The sequence below is a fragment of the Magnetofaba australis IT-1 genome, assembly GCF_002109495.1.
Taxonomy (GTDB): Bacteria; Pseudomonadota; Magnetococcia; order Magnetococcales; family Magnetococcaceae; genus Magnetofaba; species Magnetofaba australis.
In genome coordinates this window covers 206,605-222,672 of record NZ_LVJN01000015.1, presented here as the reverse complement: position 1 = coordinate 222,672, position 16,068 = coordinate 206,605, and the positions used below count along the sequence as shown (strand labels likewise).

15 protein-coding genes are annotated in these 16,068 nt (G+C 59.3%); 10 read left to right on the top strand and 5 right to left on the bottom strand.

The features are described 5' to 3' along the window. Window positions 1-59: 59 nt before the first annotated feature. Window positions 60-959 (bottom strand): phosphate/phosphite/phosphonate ABC transporter substrate-binding protein, encoded by a 900-nt coding sequence (locus MAIT1_RS03245; protein ID WP_085440699.1) that lies wholly within the window; start codon window positions 957-959, stop codon window positions 60-62. A 258-nt stretch (window positions 960-1,217) separates the two neighbouring features. Between MAIT1_RS03245 and MAIT1_RS03240 the strand changes: the two genes are divergently transcribed. From MAIT1_RS03240 to MAIT1_RS03230, 3 genes are all read left to right on the top strand, one after another. Next, on the top strand, window positions 1,218-2,129 hold the full coding sequence (locus tag MAIT1_RS03240) for a tudor domain-containing protein (RefSeq protein ID WP_085440697.1): 912 nt from the start codon (window positions 1,218-1,220) through the stop codon (window positions 2,127-2,129). Window positions 2,130-2,778: 649 nt separating this feature from the next. Continuing rightward, complete coding sequence (locus MAIT1_RS03235) at window positions 2,779-3,648, top strand: AraC family transcriptional regulator (RefSeq protein ID WP_085440695.1); 870 nt, start codon at window positions 2,779-2,781, stop codon at window positions 3,646-3,648. 309 nt (window positions 3,649-3,957) lie between these two features. Continuing rightward, window positions 3,958-4,650 (top strand): DUF3800 domain-containing protein, encoded by a 693-nt coding sequence (locus tag MAIT1_RS03230; RefSeq protein WP_085440694.1) that lies wholly within the window; start codon window positions 3,958-3,960, stop codon window positions 4,648-4,650. Window positions 4,651-4,662: 12 nt separating this feature from the next. Here the strand turns inward: MAIT1_RS03230 and MAIT1_RS03225 are convergent, their stop codons facing one another. Both MAIT1_RS03225 and MAIT1_RS21750 read right to left on the bottom strand, forming a co-directional pair. Continuing rightward, window positions 4,663-4,923 (bottom strand): hypothetical protein, encoded by a 261-nt coding sequence (locus MAIT1_RS03225; RefSeq protein ID WP_085440692.1) that lies wholly within the window; start codon window positions 4,921-4,923, stop codon window positions 4,663-4,665. Beyond that, window positions 4,920-5,231, bottom strand: a complete 312-nt coding sequence (locus MAIT1_RS21750; RefSeq protein ID WP_158089281.1) for a DUF2782 domain-containing protein — start codon at window positions 5,229-5,231, stop codon at window positions 4,920-4,922. Before MAIT1_RS21750 ends, MAIT1_RS03225 begins: the two co-directional genes overlap by 4 nt. Before the next feature lie 301 nt (window positions 5,232-5,532). Between MAIT1_RS21750 and polA the strand changes: the two genes are divergently transcribed. The 5 genes from polA (at window position 5,533) to MAIT1_RS03195 (ending at window position 12,368) form a co-directional block, all read left to right on the top strand. Beyond that, window positions 5,533-8,337, top strand: coding sequence for a DNA polymerase I (polA, locus tag MAIT1_RS03215; RefSeq protein ID WP_085440688.1), 2,805 nt, complete (start codon window positions 5,533-5,535; stop codon window positions 8,335-8,337). Between the two features lie 8 nt (window positions 8,338-8,345). After that, window positions 8,346-9,128 (top strand): hypothetical protein, encoded by a 783-nt coding sequence (locus MAIT1_RS03210; protein WP_085440686.1) that lies wholly within the window; start codon window positions 8,346-8,348, stop codon window positions 9,126-9,128. 81 nt (window positions 9,129-9,209) lie between these two features. Then, entirely contained in the window at window positions 9,210-9,953 is a 744-nt protein-coding gene (locus MAIT1_RS03205) for a hypothetical protein (protein WP_143814627.1), read from the top strand. Then, entirely contained in the window at window positions 9,950-11,500 is a 1,551-nt protein-coding gene (locus tag MAIT1_RS03200) for a hypothetical protein (RefSeq protein WP_085440682.1), read from the top strand. Before MAIT1_RS03205 ends, MAIT1_RS03200 begins: the two co-directional genes overlap by 4 nt. A 454-nt stretch (window positions 11,501-11,954) precedes the next feature. Beyond that, the gene (locus MAIT1_RS03195) at window positions 11,955-12,368 is read left to right on the top strand and encodes a LytR/AlgR family response regulator transcription factor (protein ID WP_158089280.1); all 414 of its coding nucleotides are present in this window, start codon (window positions 11,955-11,957) and stop codon (window positions 12,366-12,368) included. A 113-nt stretch (window positions 12,369-12,481) separates the two neighbouring features. On the opposite strand, the gene MAIT1_RS03190 is transcribed toward MAIT1_RS03195, so the two are convergent. Next, on the bottom strand, window positions 12,482-12,727 hold the full coding sequence (locus MAIT1_RS03190; RefSeq protein ID WP_158089279.1) for an Hpt domain-containing protein: 246 nt from the start codon (window positions 12,725-12,727) through the stop codon (window positions 12,482-12,484). Window positions 12,728-12,764: 37 nt separating this feature from the next. Between MAIT1_RS03190 and MAIT1_RS03185 the strand changes: the two genes are divergently transcribed. Then, window positions 12,765-13,067, top strand: a complete 303-nt coding sequence (locus tag MAIT1_RS03185; protein WP_085440078.1) for a transposase — start codon at window positions 12,765-12,767, stop codon at window positions 13,065-13,067. Between the two features lie 11 nt (window positions 13,068-13,078). Next, window positions 13,079-14,062 (top strand): IS3 family transposase, encoded by a 984-nt coding sequence (locus MAIT1_RS03180; protein WP_085441294.1) that lies wholly within the window; start codon window positions 13,079-13,081, stop codon window positions 14,060-14,062. On the opposite strand, the gene MAIT1_RS03175 is transcribed toward MAIT1_RS03180, so the two are convergent. Next, a complete protein-coding gene (locus tag MAIT1_RS03175; RefSeq protein WP_158089278.1) occupies window positions 14,059-16,062 on the bottom strand; it encodes an ATP-binding protein in 2,004 nt (667 codons plus the stop codon). The two genes, MAIT1_RS03180 and MAIT1_RS03175, sit on opposite strands and share 4 nt — an antisense overlap. Window positions 16,063-16,068: the final 6 nt, after the last annotated feature.

Below are 16,068 nucleotides of genomic sequence, written 5' to 3'. Positions count from 1 at the left end.
ATAAACTTCCCTGCCAGACCGAGTCGCATACCAACGCGCCTCATCACCCTTGCAGGCGATTATTGTGCATCAAATACCGCATTGATCATCTTCCGATGCGGGTCGAAATCTCCATCTTCAGCCGCCAACAGCGCGGTAAGCCCTGCGCTGGCCAACACCTTGCGCCCGGCGGCTGTGCCCGCCAGATCCACCATCAGCTTCTGTATGCGCCGCTGCAACTCCGACGGCATATCGCTCTTGACCGCCCACGGCAGATGCGGCAGCGGATCGCCCACCGCCAGCGTGGTCAACTGCCCCGGCTCAATCCGGCTGGTGACGGTGGGCAGACGCAGCACCACCTGCCCAATGCCCGCCGCTTCGGCCTGATGGTGCGCCACCGACAGCGCGGCGTTGGGCGGGTTAAGGGCGTATTTGCTAATGTAGTCGCTCTCTTTGAGGCCCGCCTGCATCAGCAGATAGCGCGGCGCCACAAAGCTCATCATGGCGCTGCGTCCGCCGCCGAACAGAATGGTCTTGCCGCGCAGGTCGTCGAGGGTCCGAATGCCGGAGTTGGCGCGCACCACCAACGAACCAGACAGCGTGGACTCGCCAAACTCCTCATTCATCAGAATGGCGTCATAGCCAAATTTATCGTGGGCGCGGATATAGTGCAGTTGGTTGAAGTGGACCAGATCCAGCGCACGCTCCTCCACCTTCTTCCAAAAGGTGGGGAAGTCCTTGCCCGTCTCCAGCCGCACGGGCCGCTTGAGCATCGTTTCCAGATAGGAGGCCAGCGGGCTGAACATGCGATAGGTGGCCTTGGCGTTGCGCCGTGGGAAGACCCCCATCACCAAGGGCTCCTCCATGGCTTGCACAGGCGGCGGCGCGCCCACCCCAATCAGCAGCGCCAGCAACAGCGCCATGGCGGCGGAGAGTGAACGAGCCCTGCAAAAACCCGGGCGATGTATCGGCAAGGACATGGCGGCCTCTATGACGAGAGATGGCGCATTGGGAATCAATCACCTCCCCCATACTCGCGCAAATGTGCTGTGGATTCCATCACAAACGACCGTTAACGCTCAGGAGTCTTTCTGCCCCCAACCGATAATGTCCCAATTTCCCGGGCTCGCGCACTTCAGCATTGATCCATCACAAGTGCTTGAGTTACAGTCAATTTAACTCCACACGCCAAGCGTCTCTCAGTTGTATCTGCACGCTTTTCCACAAGGAGCAGTCCGATGACGAATCTCCGCCTCACTCTTCTCCCGACTCTGGCCCTGACTCTGCTTTTCGCCGTCCCCGCCCAAGCGCAGGATGTGGGTGATGAGCTGGGCAAGGCCATCGGCGGGCTGTTCCAAGGCTTGGCCAATGAATTGGCCGACGGCGCCGATGATCGGGATGATCGGCGCGCCATGGGCACGGTGACCTATGCCCCCGGCGAACACATTCTGGGGCAGTGGACCAATGGCAAGTGGCACTCGGCGCGCATCCGCGCGGTGACTACGGAGGGGTATCACCTGCTGTTTGACGACGGCGATACGCTGGTGGTGGGAGCCAATCAGATCGCCCCCTTCTCGTGGAGCGCCGGAACCCGGGTGCAGTGCAAGTGGCAACAGGGCGGGACCTATTATAACGGCGTCATCGCCCGCATCAGCGGCGACAAGATGCGCATCCGCTACGACGATGGCGACCAGGAGACCACCACCACCCGCTACTGCCGCTCCGACTCCGCCAAAGCCGCCGTCGCCAGCCGCCCCACGCGCCGCGCCGCCCCGGCGCAGGTTCAGCCCAGCGAAACCCGCGTGGGCGGTTACGGTCTGCCCAGCGCGCCGCCCAACTACGCCCGTTCCATGCTGGGCGCGGGGGATCGCTGTCTGGGCAAGTGGACCAACGGCTACTGGTATCCGGCGCGCATCCGCGCCACCAATGGCTCCACCTATGCGCTGGCCTTCGATGACGGCGACTCGCTTAAAGTGGGCCCCGGCGGCGTCAAACGCATCGACTGGCGCAAAGGCTCGCTGGTGCAGTGCAAACTCAATGGCCGCTACGCCGACGCCACCGTGGGCTCGGCAGGGTCGCGCACCTTATTGGTGCATTATCACCAGGGCGGCAGCCAACAGGTTCCGCTGGGGGTGTGCCGCTCGCAGTAGGCCCGCGCTCTCCCCGCAGCAGCGCAGCAGGCTCATTTAAGCCGCGTCATGCCTCCCGCATGGCGCGGCTTTCTTTGTTCTGTACTCAGTTGGATTCAAAATTGGACAGTGGCGATTTTGGCGATGGAAGATATCGAGGGCTTTGCCCTCGAGCTCCCAAATACCAAACCTTGGGGCTCCGCCCAGTTTGTGAGATACGGCTTCGCCTGTGGCCGCTGGGATCGTAGCCCCCAAACCCCGCCACCGACCAGTCGGCGGCTAATATAGTCGCTAGCATTCAAAAGTGCACATATGGGCGCTGGAAGATATCGAGGGCTACGCCCTCGAGCGCCCAAGGTCAAAATCCAAACCATGGGCTCCGCCCATACCCGCTTAAGGGTCTGCGACCCTTAAGAATCCCGACAAATTTCCGTTGGAAATTTGTCCCATAGTCAGCGCAAGCTGAACCTACGTCACGCAAACATTGAGCGCTTTGGATTTGTGTCATTCTGGATGCAAGCGGCCAATAGTCAGCGCAATCCCACCCTATGGCACGCAAACATTGGCTGTTCCGCGCCGTTTTGGTTTTGCATGGCAACAGAGCAAGATCGGTCAGGATGCAGATATTCGATCCGGTTAGAGTGGACGCCGGATTGAGAAGGGAGCGGTGATGACCGAGACGCAAGCGGCGGCCTACGCCAAACGATTTGAACGGGTGTTCGACCACATCGAACGGCATCTGGACGAGCCGCTGGACCTGGAGCGGTTGAGCCGTGTGGCGAACTTCTCCAAATTCCACTTCCATCGCCAGTTTTCGCACTATTGCGGCATGAGCGTCATCGCTTACGTGCGGCAACTGCGGCTCAAACACGCCTGCGACCGGCTGGCGTTTGGCCAGGAGCGGGTGATCGACATCGCCCTGGATGTGGGGTTCGACAGCCCGGAGGCGTTTGCCCGCGCGTTTCGTCAGGCCTTTGGCCAATCCCCTTCACAATTCCGACGCAACCCTCAATGGCGGCCCTGGCGCGAACGCATCACGCCGCCGCCCCGCATCAGGAGAGAACCGATGGATGTGAAGATTGTGAATTTCCCCGCCACCCGCGTGGCCGTGTTGCAACACCACGGCGCGCCGGAGCTGGTCAATGATTCGGCGCGACTGTTTATTCAGTGGCGCCAGGAGACGGGCCTGTCGCCGGTGCGCGCCAGCCGCACCTTCGGCATCGCCTTCAGCGACCCCGACGTCACCGAACCGGAGGCGTTCCGTTTCGACATCTGCGGCGAGGTGACCCAGCCCATCCCCGAGGGCAACCCCCAGGGCGTGACCAATGGCGAGATCAGCGAAGGCCGCTGCGCCGTGGTGCGCCATCTGGGCTCACACGACCGCCTGGCGGAGAGCATCTATCCGCTGTTCCGTGAGTGGTTGCCCGAGAGTGGCGAAGAGCTGCGCGACTTTCCGCTCTTCTTCCACTACATCAATCTGGTCCCGGACGTGGCGGAGCATGAGCTGATCACCGATATTCTTTTGCCCCTGAAGGGGTGATTCTGGAAAACGGGCGCGCCAGACGGTGGCGCGCCCTCTCCCTCCAAAACAATCGAAGCCTCATTATAAATTAGGTTATCCTCTACCACACACCAACTCTCCCTTTATTATTCCCCAAGCCGATTAATCTTGATAGAGCAGAACAATTTCAATAGAGTAGGTCTGCGGTGGGAAACAACGCCATGCGCGTTGGCGGGCTGCCTTTGTCTGTGGTCCGTTGAGCGATGCCTCTTTCCGCCGCCTTTTTTTTGCCTTCTGGATATCCCCACTGCATACTCATTTTACCTAGAAACTGGAACGACCTGTTACATGTATCTTCTCTATGCTGATGAATCAGGTTCTCCCGGCGACCCTCAGCAAAATCATTTTATTCTTGCTGGGTTTTCAATATTTGAACGAAAAGCGCATTGGCTCTCAGAAGAGATGGATAAGATCGCCATACGTTTTGACCCTCAAAATCTCAGCAGCGTCGAACTCCATGGCTCACCCATGATGACTGGAAAGGGGATCTGGAGAAAAATTCCCCATGCAGATCGAATTGCGGCCATCGAGGATGCGTTGAAACTGATTGATGGCGTTCACTACAGAGTTTTCGCATCCGTTGTGAACAAAACAGCCATATCCCCAGACGATCCAGTGCGTCACACCTTCGAGCAAATCATTTCGCGATTTGATCACTTCCTCGCCCGCCAGTACAAATACTTTTCGCAAGCGCAACGGGGGTTGGTCATCTTCGACAAACATGAAAAGAAGGAAGCGCCGATCCAGGCTCTGGCCAGGGAGTTTAAAACCAGCGGACATACTTGGGGCAATCTGCGCAATATGGCGGAGGTTCCCGTATTTGTGGATTCACAGGCGACACGGTTAATCCAACTGGCCGATTTAATTGCTTATGCCATTTTTAGAAAATATGAACGCAACGACACCCGGTTTTATCAATTCATTGATCGGAAATTCGATTATTTTGGCGGTGTTCGCCACGGATTGCATGAATCAATATAATCGCATGGCGCCTTATTTCCCGCTATCTGCTATGACCAACCGGAACCCCGCAATCTCCCCGCGTGAACTGAGGAACTCCACCACATAGACCTGCCCCTCGGCGTCGACGATGGGCTCGGTGTTGAATAGGGGATTCTGCGTGCAGTCGCAGTTCTTCACCCCGCACAGGTTTTTCCACAATTTGCGCGCGGCCTTGAACGGCAAGGTTCCGTCCGCCGACTCCACCGTGGTCTCGGTCCCATGCACGGCGTTGCGCAGGATGTATTGGCTCATGGATGCTCTCCGGTCTCTGAGGCGCCCTGATGGCGCAGCGCCCATTGGGGCACCACGAAGCGCGCCGCGCCGCCGGTCAGGCGGGTTTCGAACTGGCCGTCGCCATCCTGGTCCAGCAGCTCATAGGGCGGCTCCAGGGGCGGTTCGACGTGGATCTGAAACAGATTGCCGCGCATCCAGTACTCTTTCTGGCGCACGCCGTGGCTGTTTTCGAAGCTGCGAATGACCAATTCGGCGCCGGGGACTTCGGTGCTGAGGTCTTCGCGGAACTGGGCGGTGAGCATGCCGCGCGCGGGCGGCTGAAACACGCGAGGCGCAGCTTCTTGCGCCATTGCGTTGGGAGCATGCGCCAACAGAGACGCAATCAAGCCGATGGAGGCAACCAACTGGACAGGTGGAAAAGTTGGACATTTATGGCCAACTTTTCCGGGGTCTGGGGGCCGCGCCCCCAGCGGGGTTTGGGGCAGAGCCCCAAGGTTTGGTCTTTCAGGGGAGTTTGAGGGCGCAGCCCTCAACATCTTAATGTTTTCCAATTTTTGCTCCCCCATAGTCCGAATTGGGCCGTTGAGCGCCCTTCCCCCGTCACACACCCCGGTTTATGCTCACGGGATGACTACGACCGACACCCCCCGACTGTTTCTGGTGGATGGCTCCGGCTATCTGTATCGCGCCTTTTACGGCGTGCGCAACCTCTCGCGCCGCGACGGGTTTCCCACCAACGCCATCTTCGGCTTCGACAAGATGCTGAGGAAAGTGGTGGTGGAGGCGCGCCCGACCCATCTGGTGATGGTGTTCGACGCCAAGGGCCCCACCTTCCGCCACGAGATGGACGAGAACTACAAGGCGCACCGCAAGCCCATGCCCGACGAACTGCGCGCGCAGATTCCCGGCATTCAACGGCTGGTGGACTGCTACAACATTCCGCGCATCGAGATGCCCGGCTACGAAGCCGACGACGTCATCGGCTCGTTGGCGCGGCTGGGGGTGGAGCGGGACTGGCAGGTGGTGGTGGTCAGCGGCGACAAGGACTTGATGCAGCTGGTGTCGTCGAAGGTGCAGATGTTCGACGGCGGCAAGGAGAAGTGGTACGACCCCGAGGATGTGATGGAGACCTGGGGGGTAGGACCGGAGCGGATTCCCGACCTGCTGGGATTGGCCGGGGACGCCTCGGACAACATCCCTGGCGTGCCGGGCATCGGCGCCAAGACCGCCGCACAGTTGCTCAAAGAGTATGGCGACATGGAGCGGCTGCTGGCCAACGCGGGGAGCATCAAGCAACCCAAACGGCGGCAGGCGTTGCTGGATAATGCCGACATTGCGCGCCACTCCAAGAAGATGGCCACCATCGACATCCATGCGCCGGTGAATGTCGATCTGCTGGAGCAGTCGCCGCTGCGCGAACCGGATCTGCATACGCTGGCGGCGTTCTATACGGAGATGGAGTTCACCTCTTTAGCGCGCAAGACTCAGCAGTTGGCCGCCCAGCGCGCCGCCGACGATGAGAGCCCGGTTCCGCTTGTCGTCCCCACCGACCCGGAGCAGGCCGCCGAGATCGAGGATCCGCAAGCGCGCGAGGCGGAGTATCACGCCATCACCACCCAAGAGGGGTTCGACGAATTCCTGCGGCAACTGGGACAGCGGCGCGAGTTCGCCATCGACACCGAAACCACCAGTCTGGACACCACCCGCGCCGATCTGGTGGGGATCTCCATCGCCTGGGCGCCCAAGCAGGCGTGGTATCTGCCGCTGGGCCACAACCCGCTGCTGGTGGAGGAGCAGCTGGATCGGGACGCGACGCTGGCGGCGCTCAAGCCGATTCTGGAGAACCCGGCCATCGGCAAGTGCGGACAGAATCTCAAATATGATTGGCAGATTTTCCGCCGCTACGGCATCGACATGCGCGGCGTCACCCGCGACTCCCTGCTGCTCTCCTTCACCCTCTATGGAGCCACCCGGGGCCACAGTCTGGACGCCCTGGCCTTAGAGGAGCTGGGCCGCACCACCATCTCCTTTAAAGAAGTGTGCGGAACCGGCAAGAAGCAGATCACCTTCGATCAAGTGCTGCTGGAGCAGGCGGTCCCCTACGCCTGCGAAGACGCCGAGATCGCCTGGAGCCTGTGCGAAAAGCTCGACCCGCTGGTCAAACGGGAGGAGGATCTCACCCGCCTCTATCGCGATATCGAACTGCCGGTGATGGCGGTGCTGGCGGAGATGGAGCGGGTGGGCGCGCTCATCGACAAACCCGCCCTGGCGAAGATGTCGGATGCGTTCACCGCGCGCAGGCAGGAGCTCTCCGCCGCCATCTTCCAACTGGCCGGTGAAGAGTTCAATCTCAACTCCACCCAACAACTGGGCAAGCTGCTGTTCGACACCCTGGGCATCAAGGGCGGCAAGCGCACCAAAACCGGCTTCTCCACCGATGTGACGGTGCTGGAGAAGCTGGCCGACAAGGCCAGCGGCGAAGCCGACAGCCCGGAGCAGCGCGGCTACCGCATCGCCGAACAGCTATTGGAGTATCGCCAAATCACCAAGCTGCAATCCACCTATACCGATGCGCTGCAAGGGTTGATCAACCCCGATGATGGCCGCGTGCACACCAGCTATAACCAGGCGGTGGCGCTCACCGGACGGCTCTCCAGCTCCGACCCCAATCTGCAGAACATCCCCATCCGCACCGAGGCGGGACGCGCCATCCGCACCGCCTTCGTCGCCCCGCCCGACCATGTGCTGCTGGCCGCCGACTACAGCCAGATCGAACTGCGTCTGCTGGCCCACATGGGCGATGTGCCGCGCTTGAAACAGGCCTTTGCCGACGGTCTGGACATCCACTCGGCCACCGCCGCCGAGCTGTTCGGCGGCTCGCCGGATGCGGTGGACGCCGACGCCCGCCGCAAGGCCAAAACCATCAATTTCGGTCTGGTCTACGGCATGAGCCCGTTCGGTCTGGCCAAGCGGCTGGGGGTGAGCAATGACGAGGCGCGCGCCTACATGGACCTCTACTTCGCCCGTTACGACGGCGTGCGCCAGCAGATGGACCGCGCCATCCAGCAGGCGCGCGACCTGGGCTACGTCACCACCCTGGGCGGGCGGCGCTGCCCCATTCGCGATATCAACGCCAGCAATCGCAACGCCCGCGAGTTCGCCGAGCGCACCGCCATCAACGCGCCGTTGCAGGGCTCGGCGGCGGACCTGATCAAACTGGCCATGATTCGCCTCTCCCGCGCCCTGCGCGACGGCGGCTTCAAAAGCCGCATGATCCTGCAGGTGCACGACGAACTGGTGCTGGAGGTTCCCAACAGCGAATTGGCGCAGGTCAAGCCGGTGGTGCGCGCCGCCATGGAGGGGGCGTTCCATCTTTCCGTGCCGCTGGTGGTGGATATGGGAACCGGCCCCAACTGGGCCGAGGCGCATTGAGCTCAGTATTGAAACAGCATGATGGGACGGATGAAACACCACAGGATGCGTTCAACATGAAAAGCTCCCCCCTGGCCTCGCCCATATCCAACCCGCTCTCCTGGGCAAACATACTGGGACTTTTTGGGGTATGCTTTGCGTGCGCAGCGTTCCTCTACGCTGGCACGGGGTGGTACTCCGGGAGCAATCCCGCAAAGGCGGTTATGCTGGAGATTGTGTACTATCTGATACTCATTGCCCTGCCCATTCTACTCATGATTTCTGTTAAGTGTCTGTTTTTTAAGAAGTATGGCATGCTGAATATTGACAATAACGGCGTAGCAACGGCTTTCATGGGAATGCGAGCGCCCTGGAGAGTGATGGGGCCCTGTTTCCCGACGTTTATGTACAAAAAACCGAGCATCGTTTTCTTTATTCATAAAGCCGACATTCCAAATACATTCAGCGGTCTGGGGCGCGCCTTCCTCACCATCAACCATCTCTTTTCCAAGAGCAAATACAAGGCTATTTTGGCCCACTGGGCCAAATACCAATCCCTTAGCGAAGGAAGACTCACTGTAAACTCAGGGGTAGGCGATCACCCAACAGACCTTTATAATCTGTATGCTGAACTGGATAATTCGCCCGATTACTGGCTGATCTGGCTGCCCGGCGAAATCCCAGGCGAGATGAATCTGGATCAACTGTTAACGCTGTTGAATGGCCAGATCGCCAGCCATGGCGGAAACCGTTCATCACCATTTCCAAAACCGATGTTTTCTCAAGCGGATAAAGGCCCGACCATCCGATAAGCCAGAACCCTTCGCAGACGCTTTTTCCATGCTGCGCGCAGGCGGAAGCGCATGATGCCGCATGCATGTTGGGAGGCAAACGTGGACACCCCTTTTCCCGATACAGGCGAAGAGATTCAGGCCCCTATCGCCTACCACAGCTGTCCGCTCGGCCCCGGCGCCGCGGCCGCCCTCATCACCATGATCCTGCCGCTGTTCCTCCTCTTCGCCTTTCTCCTGCACGACCCCTCGCCCAGAACCTTCCCCGACTTTCTGAGCGCCGAAGAGTTGGGGCTGGCGGCGGGTTTCATTCTGCTGACATGGCTGTTGGTCAAAGCCGCACGCCGCCATCGAAAGCCCATCCTGATCCTCTCCCAATCGCACCTGACCATCCCCTTCGCCGGACTGGAGATTCCTTGGCGGAATATGGGCTTTGCCTGGATTGATGAAATTCGTTATTACGTGAATGAACACGCCCCCATCACCCACGCCATCAGCTTTCATTTTCGCATGGATTCCCAAATCTCCCGGAAAATGACCCTGTGGGGAAAGATCCTGCTGCATAACGAGAAATTCGACGCCCTGTTTCGACCCCGGCCATTGAGAAGCAAAGTGGGGCTTTCCTACCGATGCGCCTGTTATGGCGCCAAGGAAACCCTCGAGTTCCTGGATTCAAGGGGCGATGAAACGCCTTTGGATTGTCCGCACAAGGTCTCTCTGTTCAAGCTGGATGCCGCCGGATTTTGTAACGTGCGGGGCGCAGAGGTGGTCAACCGCATCAACGCACAGATCCACCGCCACGCGGAATTGGCGCAACCGCCATCGAATACGGGCGATGAAGCATGATGGAGAATCAGCAAACATATGCGCCAGAAATCAGGATCAAGCGCCCTTTCACTTATGACTTTTCGGAATCTTACGCGCAATACAAGAGATTTGGCCTGCGCCGGAAGATCATTGTCGACCACCCCATATCCATGCGCTATCTGTGGCTGCTTCTGCCGGTTTTTCTGCTTGGTTGGCTATTCAGTGAGGATCTTTCCGACAGTGTGAGAAAACTGATCAGCGGGCTCGGTGTGGTCTGCATCTACTCACTGTACTACGTTCGGAAGGTGCGTTTTTCCACCAAATCCAAGCATCGATTTCCAATGGAAATTGAGAGAGAGGGCCTCTTTTTTTACGCCCTGGAAGAGCAGTTCTCCTGGGATCGCGTAGGTTTTGCGTGGATGGAGCGAGGCTTTGGCGATCACTACCGAGTGATACTCGTCTTAAAACAGCACAATAAGGACAACCTCGAGGACGACCTCTTCTATAGCCAGATTTCGGAGAAGGTCCAAGTTAAGCGCAACTATGCTGACAAGACGCCCCACTTGCACACTTATGTGGCGTATCTCCTTCTTACTAAAGGGTTTGATCACACCCTTGAAACAGCACAGAGCGATGGGGTTGAAATGGCGTGCGCACAGTGCGCCATCACCGCCGATGAGGATTTCGCTCAGGCCGCCATCCAGTTCGACAGCGCACGCAGCGCCGCACAGTTTATGGAAGTGATCAATATCGAAATCTGCCGCGCCGCAGGACGCTCCCCCGCAGATCATCTGCTGGAATTAGATGCATGCCTGACCCAACCCGCACTGCGGCGAAAGGAGATCAAGGCGTTTTCGAATCTACGCGCACTCTCTTCCAGGCCATTGCCGCCGGAACCTCAACAACCTACGATGAGCGCAGACTCCGCTGAGCTCAACCCGACCCACACCAACGCCACCGATGGCGTCATCGGCGTGGTTCCCTTTCCCGTGCTGCGCCGTGTCGAATTCTGGAGCGACATCGCGCTGCTGTCGCTGGCCCCTGGGATCCCGGCTCTGTTGCTCACCGCATCGCCGGACTACGCCTTCCTCGCGACCCTGACGTGCGCCATTCTCTGCTGGCCGCTGGCGGGGTATCTCTTCACCAAACTCCGCAATGGCCAAGCCACGCTCTATCGAGACGGTCTCTATGTGTTGGCGCTGAACCGACGCATCCCCTGGCGGGATCTGGGGCTGGCCTGGACCACGGAGGCTGCGCCCAGGCGGCTCTTTTTGCACGCCGTCAGGGGCGACGACTCACGCTTCTGGCGATTCATCACCGGACACGCCCGCAACGAACGCAAAGCGGCGCGCTGGGAACGGCCTCCGCTGGCCTATGACGTCGCCCGCATCGGGCTGGCCAACGCCCTGGCGCTGCACGCCAACGCCCAGGGCAATTCTCAGAAGCCTCTTCCCCTGCGCGACCCGTCGCCAATCTTCATCAGCCTGCAAACGCCCGCAAAAGGTCCCTGGAGCGCCGCGCAACTGGCCGAGCGCATCAATCGGGAGATCTATCAAGCCAACGGCATTGAGCCGGATCCCAACTGATTGCCTGCAAAGAGAGAACGCAAGAAAACCCAGCGATCAACTTACCGCCAACGCGTGCGCCGCCCCTTCCCTGCGCCGGACTGGAGATCCCCTGGGAGAAGCCTGGCGGGATGATCTCCCATTCAAGTTGGCGCCGCTGGATTGCGCAGCGCCAGAGGCGCCGGATGTGGCCAATCGCATCGATGTCCGGATCACTTGCCACGCCTAACGGAATCCAGGCCTGGAAATCAACGCCCCGCCAGCGGATGAGCCCGCATGGGGTTAACCCGTCCGCCCACCGCCACCTAACGAGGCAGAGATCGGACTCGATTCATCACACGCTCCAGAAGCGGCCCGGCACAGCCCCGACAGGAAAATAACAAGACATGGAAAACACGAATGTTTAGTTGACTAATCGGACGTTACGCGACACAGTCAAAAGAGCATCAAACCACGCAACAATTGGAATATGAACATGAGCGCCCAGACTCTCGCCGAGTTCCGCGCCCTGTGGGTGGATGATGATGATGTCACCCTGGAGTTGATGGCGGCGCTGTTGAATCGCCTGGAGGTTGGCCATGTCGCCACAGTGAACCAGGCCGCCAAAGCCGTCGACCTGCTCATCCGCGCCGCCCCCCCTTATGATGTGGCGTTTTGCGACATCTACATGCCGGACATGGATGGCATGGAGCTGATTCAGGAGTTGGGCAAACATCGCTATACCGGGGCGTTGATCTTTGTCACCTCCGCCAAGCCGGAGATGTTTGATCTGCTTCACGCCTTTGCCGACGCCTATGATCTGAATCTGCGCGCCGTACTGAACAAACCCGTGTCTATTGATCGCCTGCGCGAGATACTGCACACCCTGGCTGAGTGGAGTTCACAATGAATGCCGTGCGACGGCCCAGCAGCGCCCTGGCTGCACGAGCAGCGCAGCGCTTGGTTCACAAACATTGGGCCGCTGGGACGTGCAGAACGCTCTTGTGTTGAGGCTGTTGGCGCTCATTCCGCCGCCAACGCCTGCGCCGCCGCCTCGCGGGCGCGCGCCAGCATGGGGGTCAACGCCGCCCATTGTGCAAGCAGCGCGCCCGTATCAGCCTGCGCAACCAGCGCCCCCTCCATCTCCCGCGCCGTAGCGGAGAGTTCGACCAAGCCGACATTCCCTGCCAGCCCCACCAGTTTGTGCAGGTGATCCCGCGCTTGCGCAGAGTCCTGGATGTTTCGGTTCAGTTGGAAAATGACAAACAAGCCGTTTATAATGTGTAGATAATAAGCGGAGGTTTGTATGGAACGGAAGAAGCGGAGATTTACGGCTGAGCAGAAGGTAGGCTATGTGCGCCGTCACCTGGTCGAGAAGGTGGTTCTCTCGGATCTGTGTGACGAGGCGGGCATTCAGCCCAGCCAGTACTATCGCTGGCAAAAGGCTTTGTTTGAGAACGGCGAAGCGGCCTTGTCTGACAAACGCGGCCAAAAGGCTTGTGACCGACAGATTGCCGAACTAGAAGCGAAGTTGGCAACCAAAAATGAAGTTATGTCCGAGCTTCTTGAGGCGCATGTTGCGCTAAAAAAAAGTCTTGGGGTGAGCTGAACGGCTGCTGGGTGGAGCCGGACATACGGGATTCGGTGGTGGATTTCGTGGCGTTTTGGTCAGACAAGAGCGAAATCGACACGAGCCGAATTATCAACTGGATAGGCGTGCAAAGGGGCAAGTTCTATTCATGGCGCAAGCGCTATGGAATGGTTAACGACCACAATGGCCGTATTCCCCGAGATTTTTGGCTGGACGATTGGGAAAGGGAAGCGATTGTCGCCTTTTTCCATGAACATCCGTCAGAGGGCTATCGGCGCCTGACCTACATGATGCTGGATGCAGGCGTGGTGGCGGTCAGCCCCTCTTCAGTGCTGCGTGTGCTCAGAACTGCCGGGCTGATGCGTCGTTGGAGCCCACCGCCCTCGCAGAAGGGCACAGGGTTCAAACAGCCTTCGGAGCCGCATAAACACTGGCATGTGGACATCTCCTATCTGAATATCCAGGGGACGTTCTACTATCTGTGCAGTGTCCTGGATGGATGTAGCAGGTTTATCCTCCACTGGGAGATTCGTGAGTCGATGAAGGAAGATGAGGTTGAAGTGGTCCTGCTCCGAGCTCAGGAGGCCTATCCGGAAGCTAAGCCGCGGCTGATCTCAGACAATGGGCCGCAGTTCGTTGCCAACGATTTTAAGGCGTTCATCCGGGAATCCGGCATGACGCATGTGAGGACTTCGCCTTACTATCCGCAGAGCAACGGAAAGCTGGAGCGTTTTCACGGTAGTTTGAAGCGTGAGTGCATTCGGCCTCAGACGCCATTATCGCTGGAAGATGCCCAGCGGGTTGTGGGAAAGTACGTCGAGCATTACAACACCCGGCGGCTCCATAGCGCCATCGACTACGTCACCCCACAGGATCGCCTGGAAGGGCGGCATGTGCAGATCCTGGCCGAACGAGATCAAAAGCTTGAGGCGGCCAGAGAACGGCGTCGGACGACGCACCAAAAGCAGTCTTTTCAGCCATCCCAAAAAATGGCTGAAAAGGCGAACAGCTAACTGATATTTTGGTTTAGACGGTTGTCATGTTTCCGCTGAACCAGCACATGGAGGCGCAGCGACGCCTCAATTTGTGTCATCAGCATCTGCGCGGCCTCAGCGAATTTGTCCAACATCCGCGCCAAAGCCGCCGCCCCCAGCGCTTCACGCAAATTAAGCAGGTGCGCCACATCCACAACCGCCAGCGGTTCACCTGCTGGGATCGCGCCCGTCTCTGTTGTCGCCGGTATGCACAACTCGCCCCCCTGGATGCGCCAGAGCGCATGATTGAGTCTGTCCAGGTTGATGGGCTTGGCCAGCACATCAAGCATGCCCGCCTGCAGGCAGGCATTGACAGTCTCAAGCTCCACATCCCCGGTGAGGGCGATCACCGGCGGGACTGAACCCGGCGATTGCGCGCTCTCACGCATCTTTGCAAATGTCTGCAAACCGCTCAAACCGGGCATGCGCAGGTCCATCAATATCAGATCAAAACGCGCATCGCGCAGAATCTCCAGACACTGCTCACCGCTGACGGCCAGCGTCACGCTATGGCCCTGATCCCGCAACAGCCCCGACGCCACCTCCTGATTAATCGCCTCATCCTCGACCAGAAGAATCCGCATCGGCGCCGCCCTGGGCGTAGACGGGATTGCCGATTCAAGTTCGTGGGCCGGAGCCTCGGCAAACTGGGCGGTCACCGTGAAGACGCTTCCCCTCCCCGGCTCACTGCGCACTTGCAGATGTCCGCCCATGGCCTCGGCCAGGCGCTTGACGATGGCCAGCCCCAGCCCGGCGCCCCCATAGCGTCGACTGATGGAGCCATCGGCCTGGGTGAAGGGATCAAAGATGCGCTCGAGGGTCTGTGGATCGATGCCGATGCCGCTATCGGCCACGCTCACGCTCAGTTCGGTGACGCCACCGGCGTGGATTTCGCCCGTGGTGTGCAGCGTCACCCCGCCGCGTTCGGTGAACTTGAGCGCATTGCCCAACAGATTGAACAGAATCTGCCGGTAGCGGGTGGCGTCGCCATAGAGGGCGGGCGGAATCTGACCGGAAAACTGTTGCGCAAGGGTCAACCCCTTCTCCAGAGCGCGCGGCGCCATCAGATCGATGATCTCCTGGGAGACGTGACGCGGATCGAAGGCGCGACGCTCCAGTTGCAGCGCGCCGGACTCGATTTTGGACAGATCCAGCACATCATTGAGCAGATGCATCAACACGTCGGAGGAGTGGGAGAGGATATCCACCATGCGCGCCTGTTTGGCGTCCAGCGTGGTGCTCTCCAGGCGTGCGATCACACCGACGATGCCGTTCATGGGGGTGCGAATCTCGTGGCTGACGGTGGCCAGGAATTCGCTTTTGGCCTGGTTGGCGGATCTGGCGATCTCCACCAAATCGTTGAATTCGCGCAGTTTGATATACTCTGCGCGGGAGTAGGATTCGAGCATGTAGCCGGAAACCCCGCCCATCACCGCCGCTGCCGTCATGAAGTAGAGGTGATTGATCACCAGGTAGAAGGAGACGTCCAACACCAGCATGCAAAGCGCGGTATAGAACAGAATATGGATGACCGACAGCGCCACAGCGATGATAAAGCGCAACCCGGCGATGGTGGACGCGGCCACGATCACCAGCACCAAGCCGGTGGGATAGAGCGAGAAGCCCGGCTCCTGGGGCGACATCACCAGCAACATCGCGTCCAGAGAGAAGCCGCAAAACAGCAGCACGCCGACCACAAACCGATTGAAACGGCGCTGGAATATCGGCCGAAAGGAGATCAGCAGCAGCAAAAAGAGGGTTGGAACGATCACGCCAAAGCGCAACTGGAGCATCTGCGCCTGAGAATCCGGCGCGGCCCAGACGTCGAGAAAACCAAACAGACTGAACAGCAGCACTCCCAGCGCAATGGCCCCGCGCGCCAGCTTGATCACATGTTGCGCCTGATGCGACTGATAGGCCTGTTCCAGTTCGGCATCCTTGAAAGACAAGGTGACTGGGTTGCGGGCAACGCCTTCCATTTCACT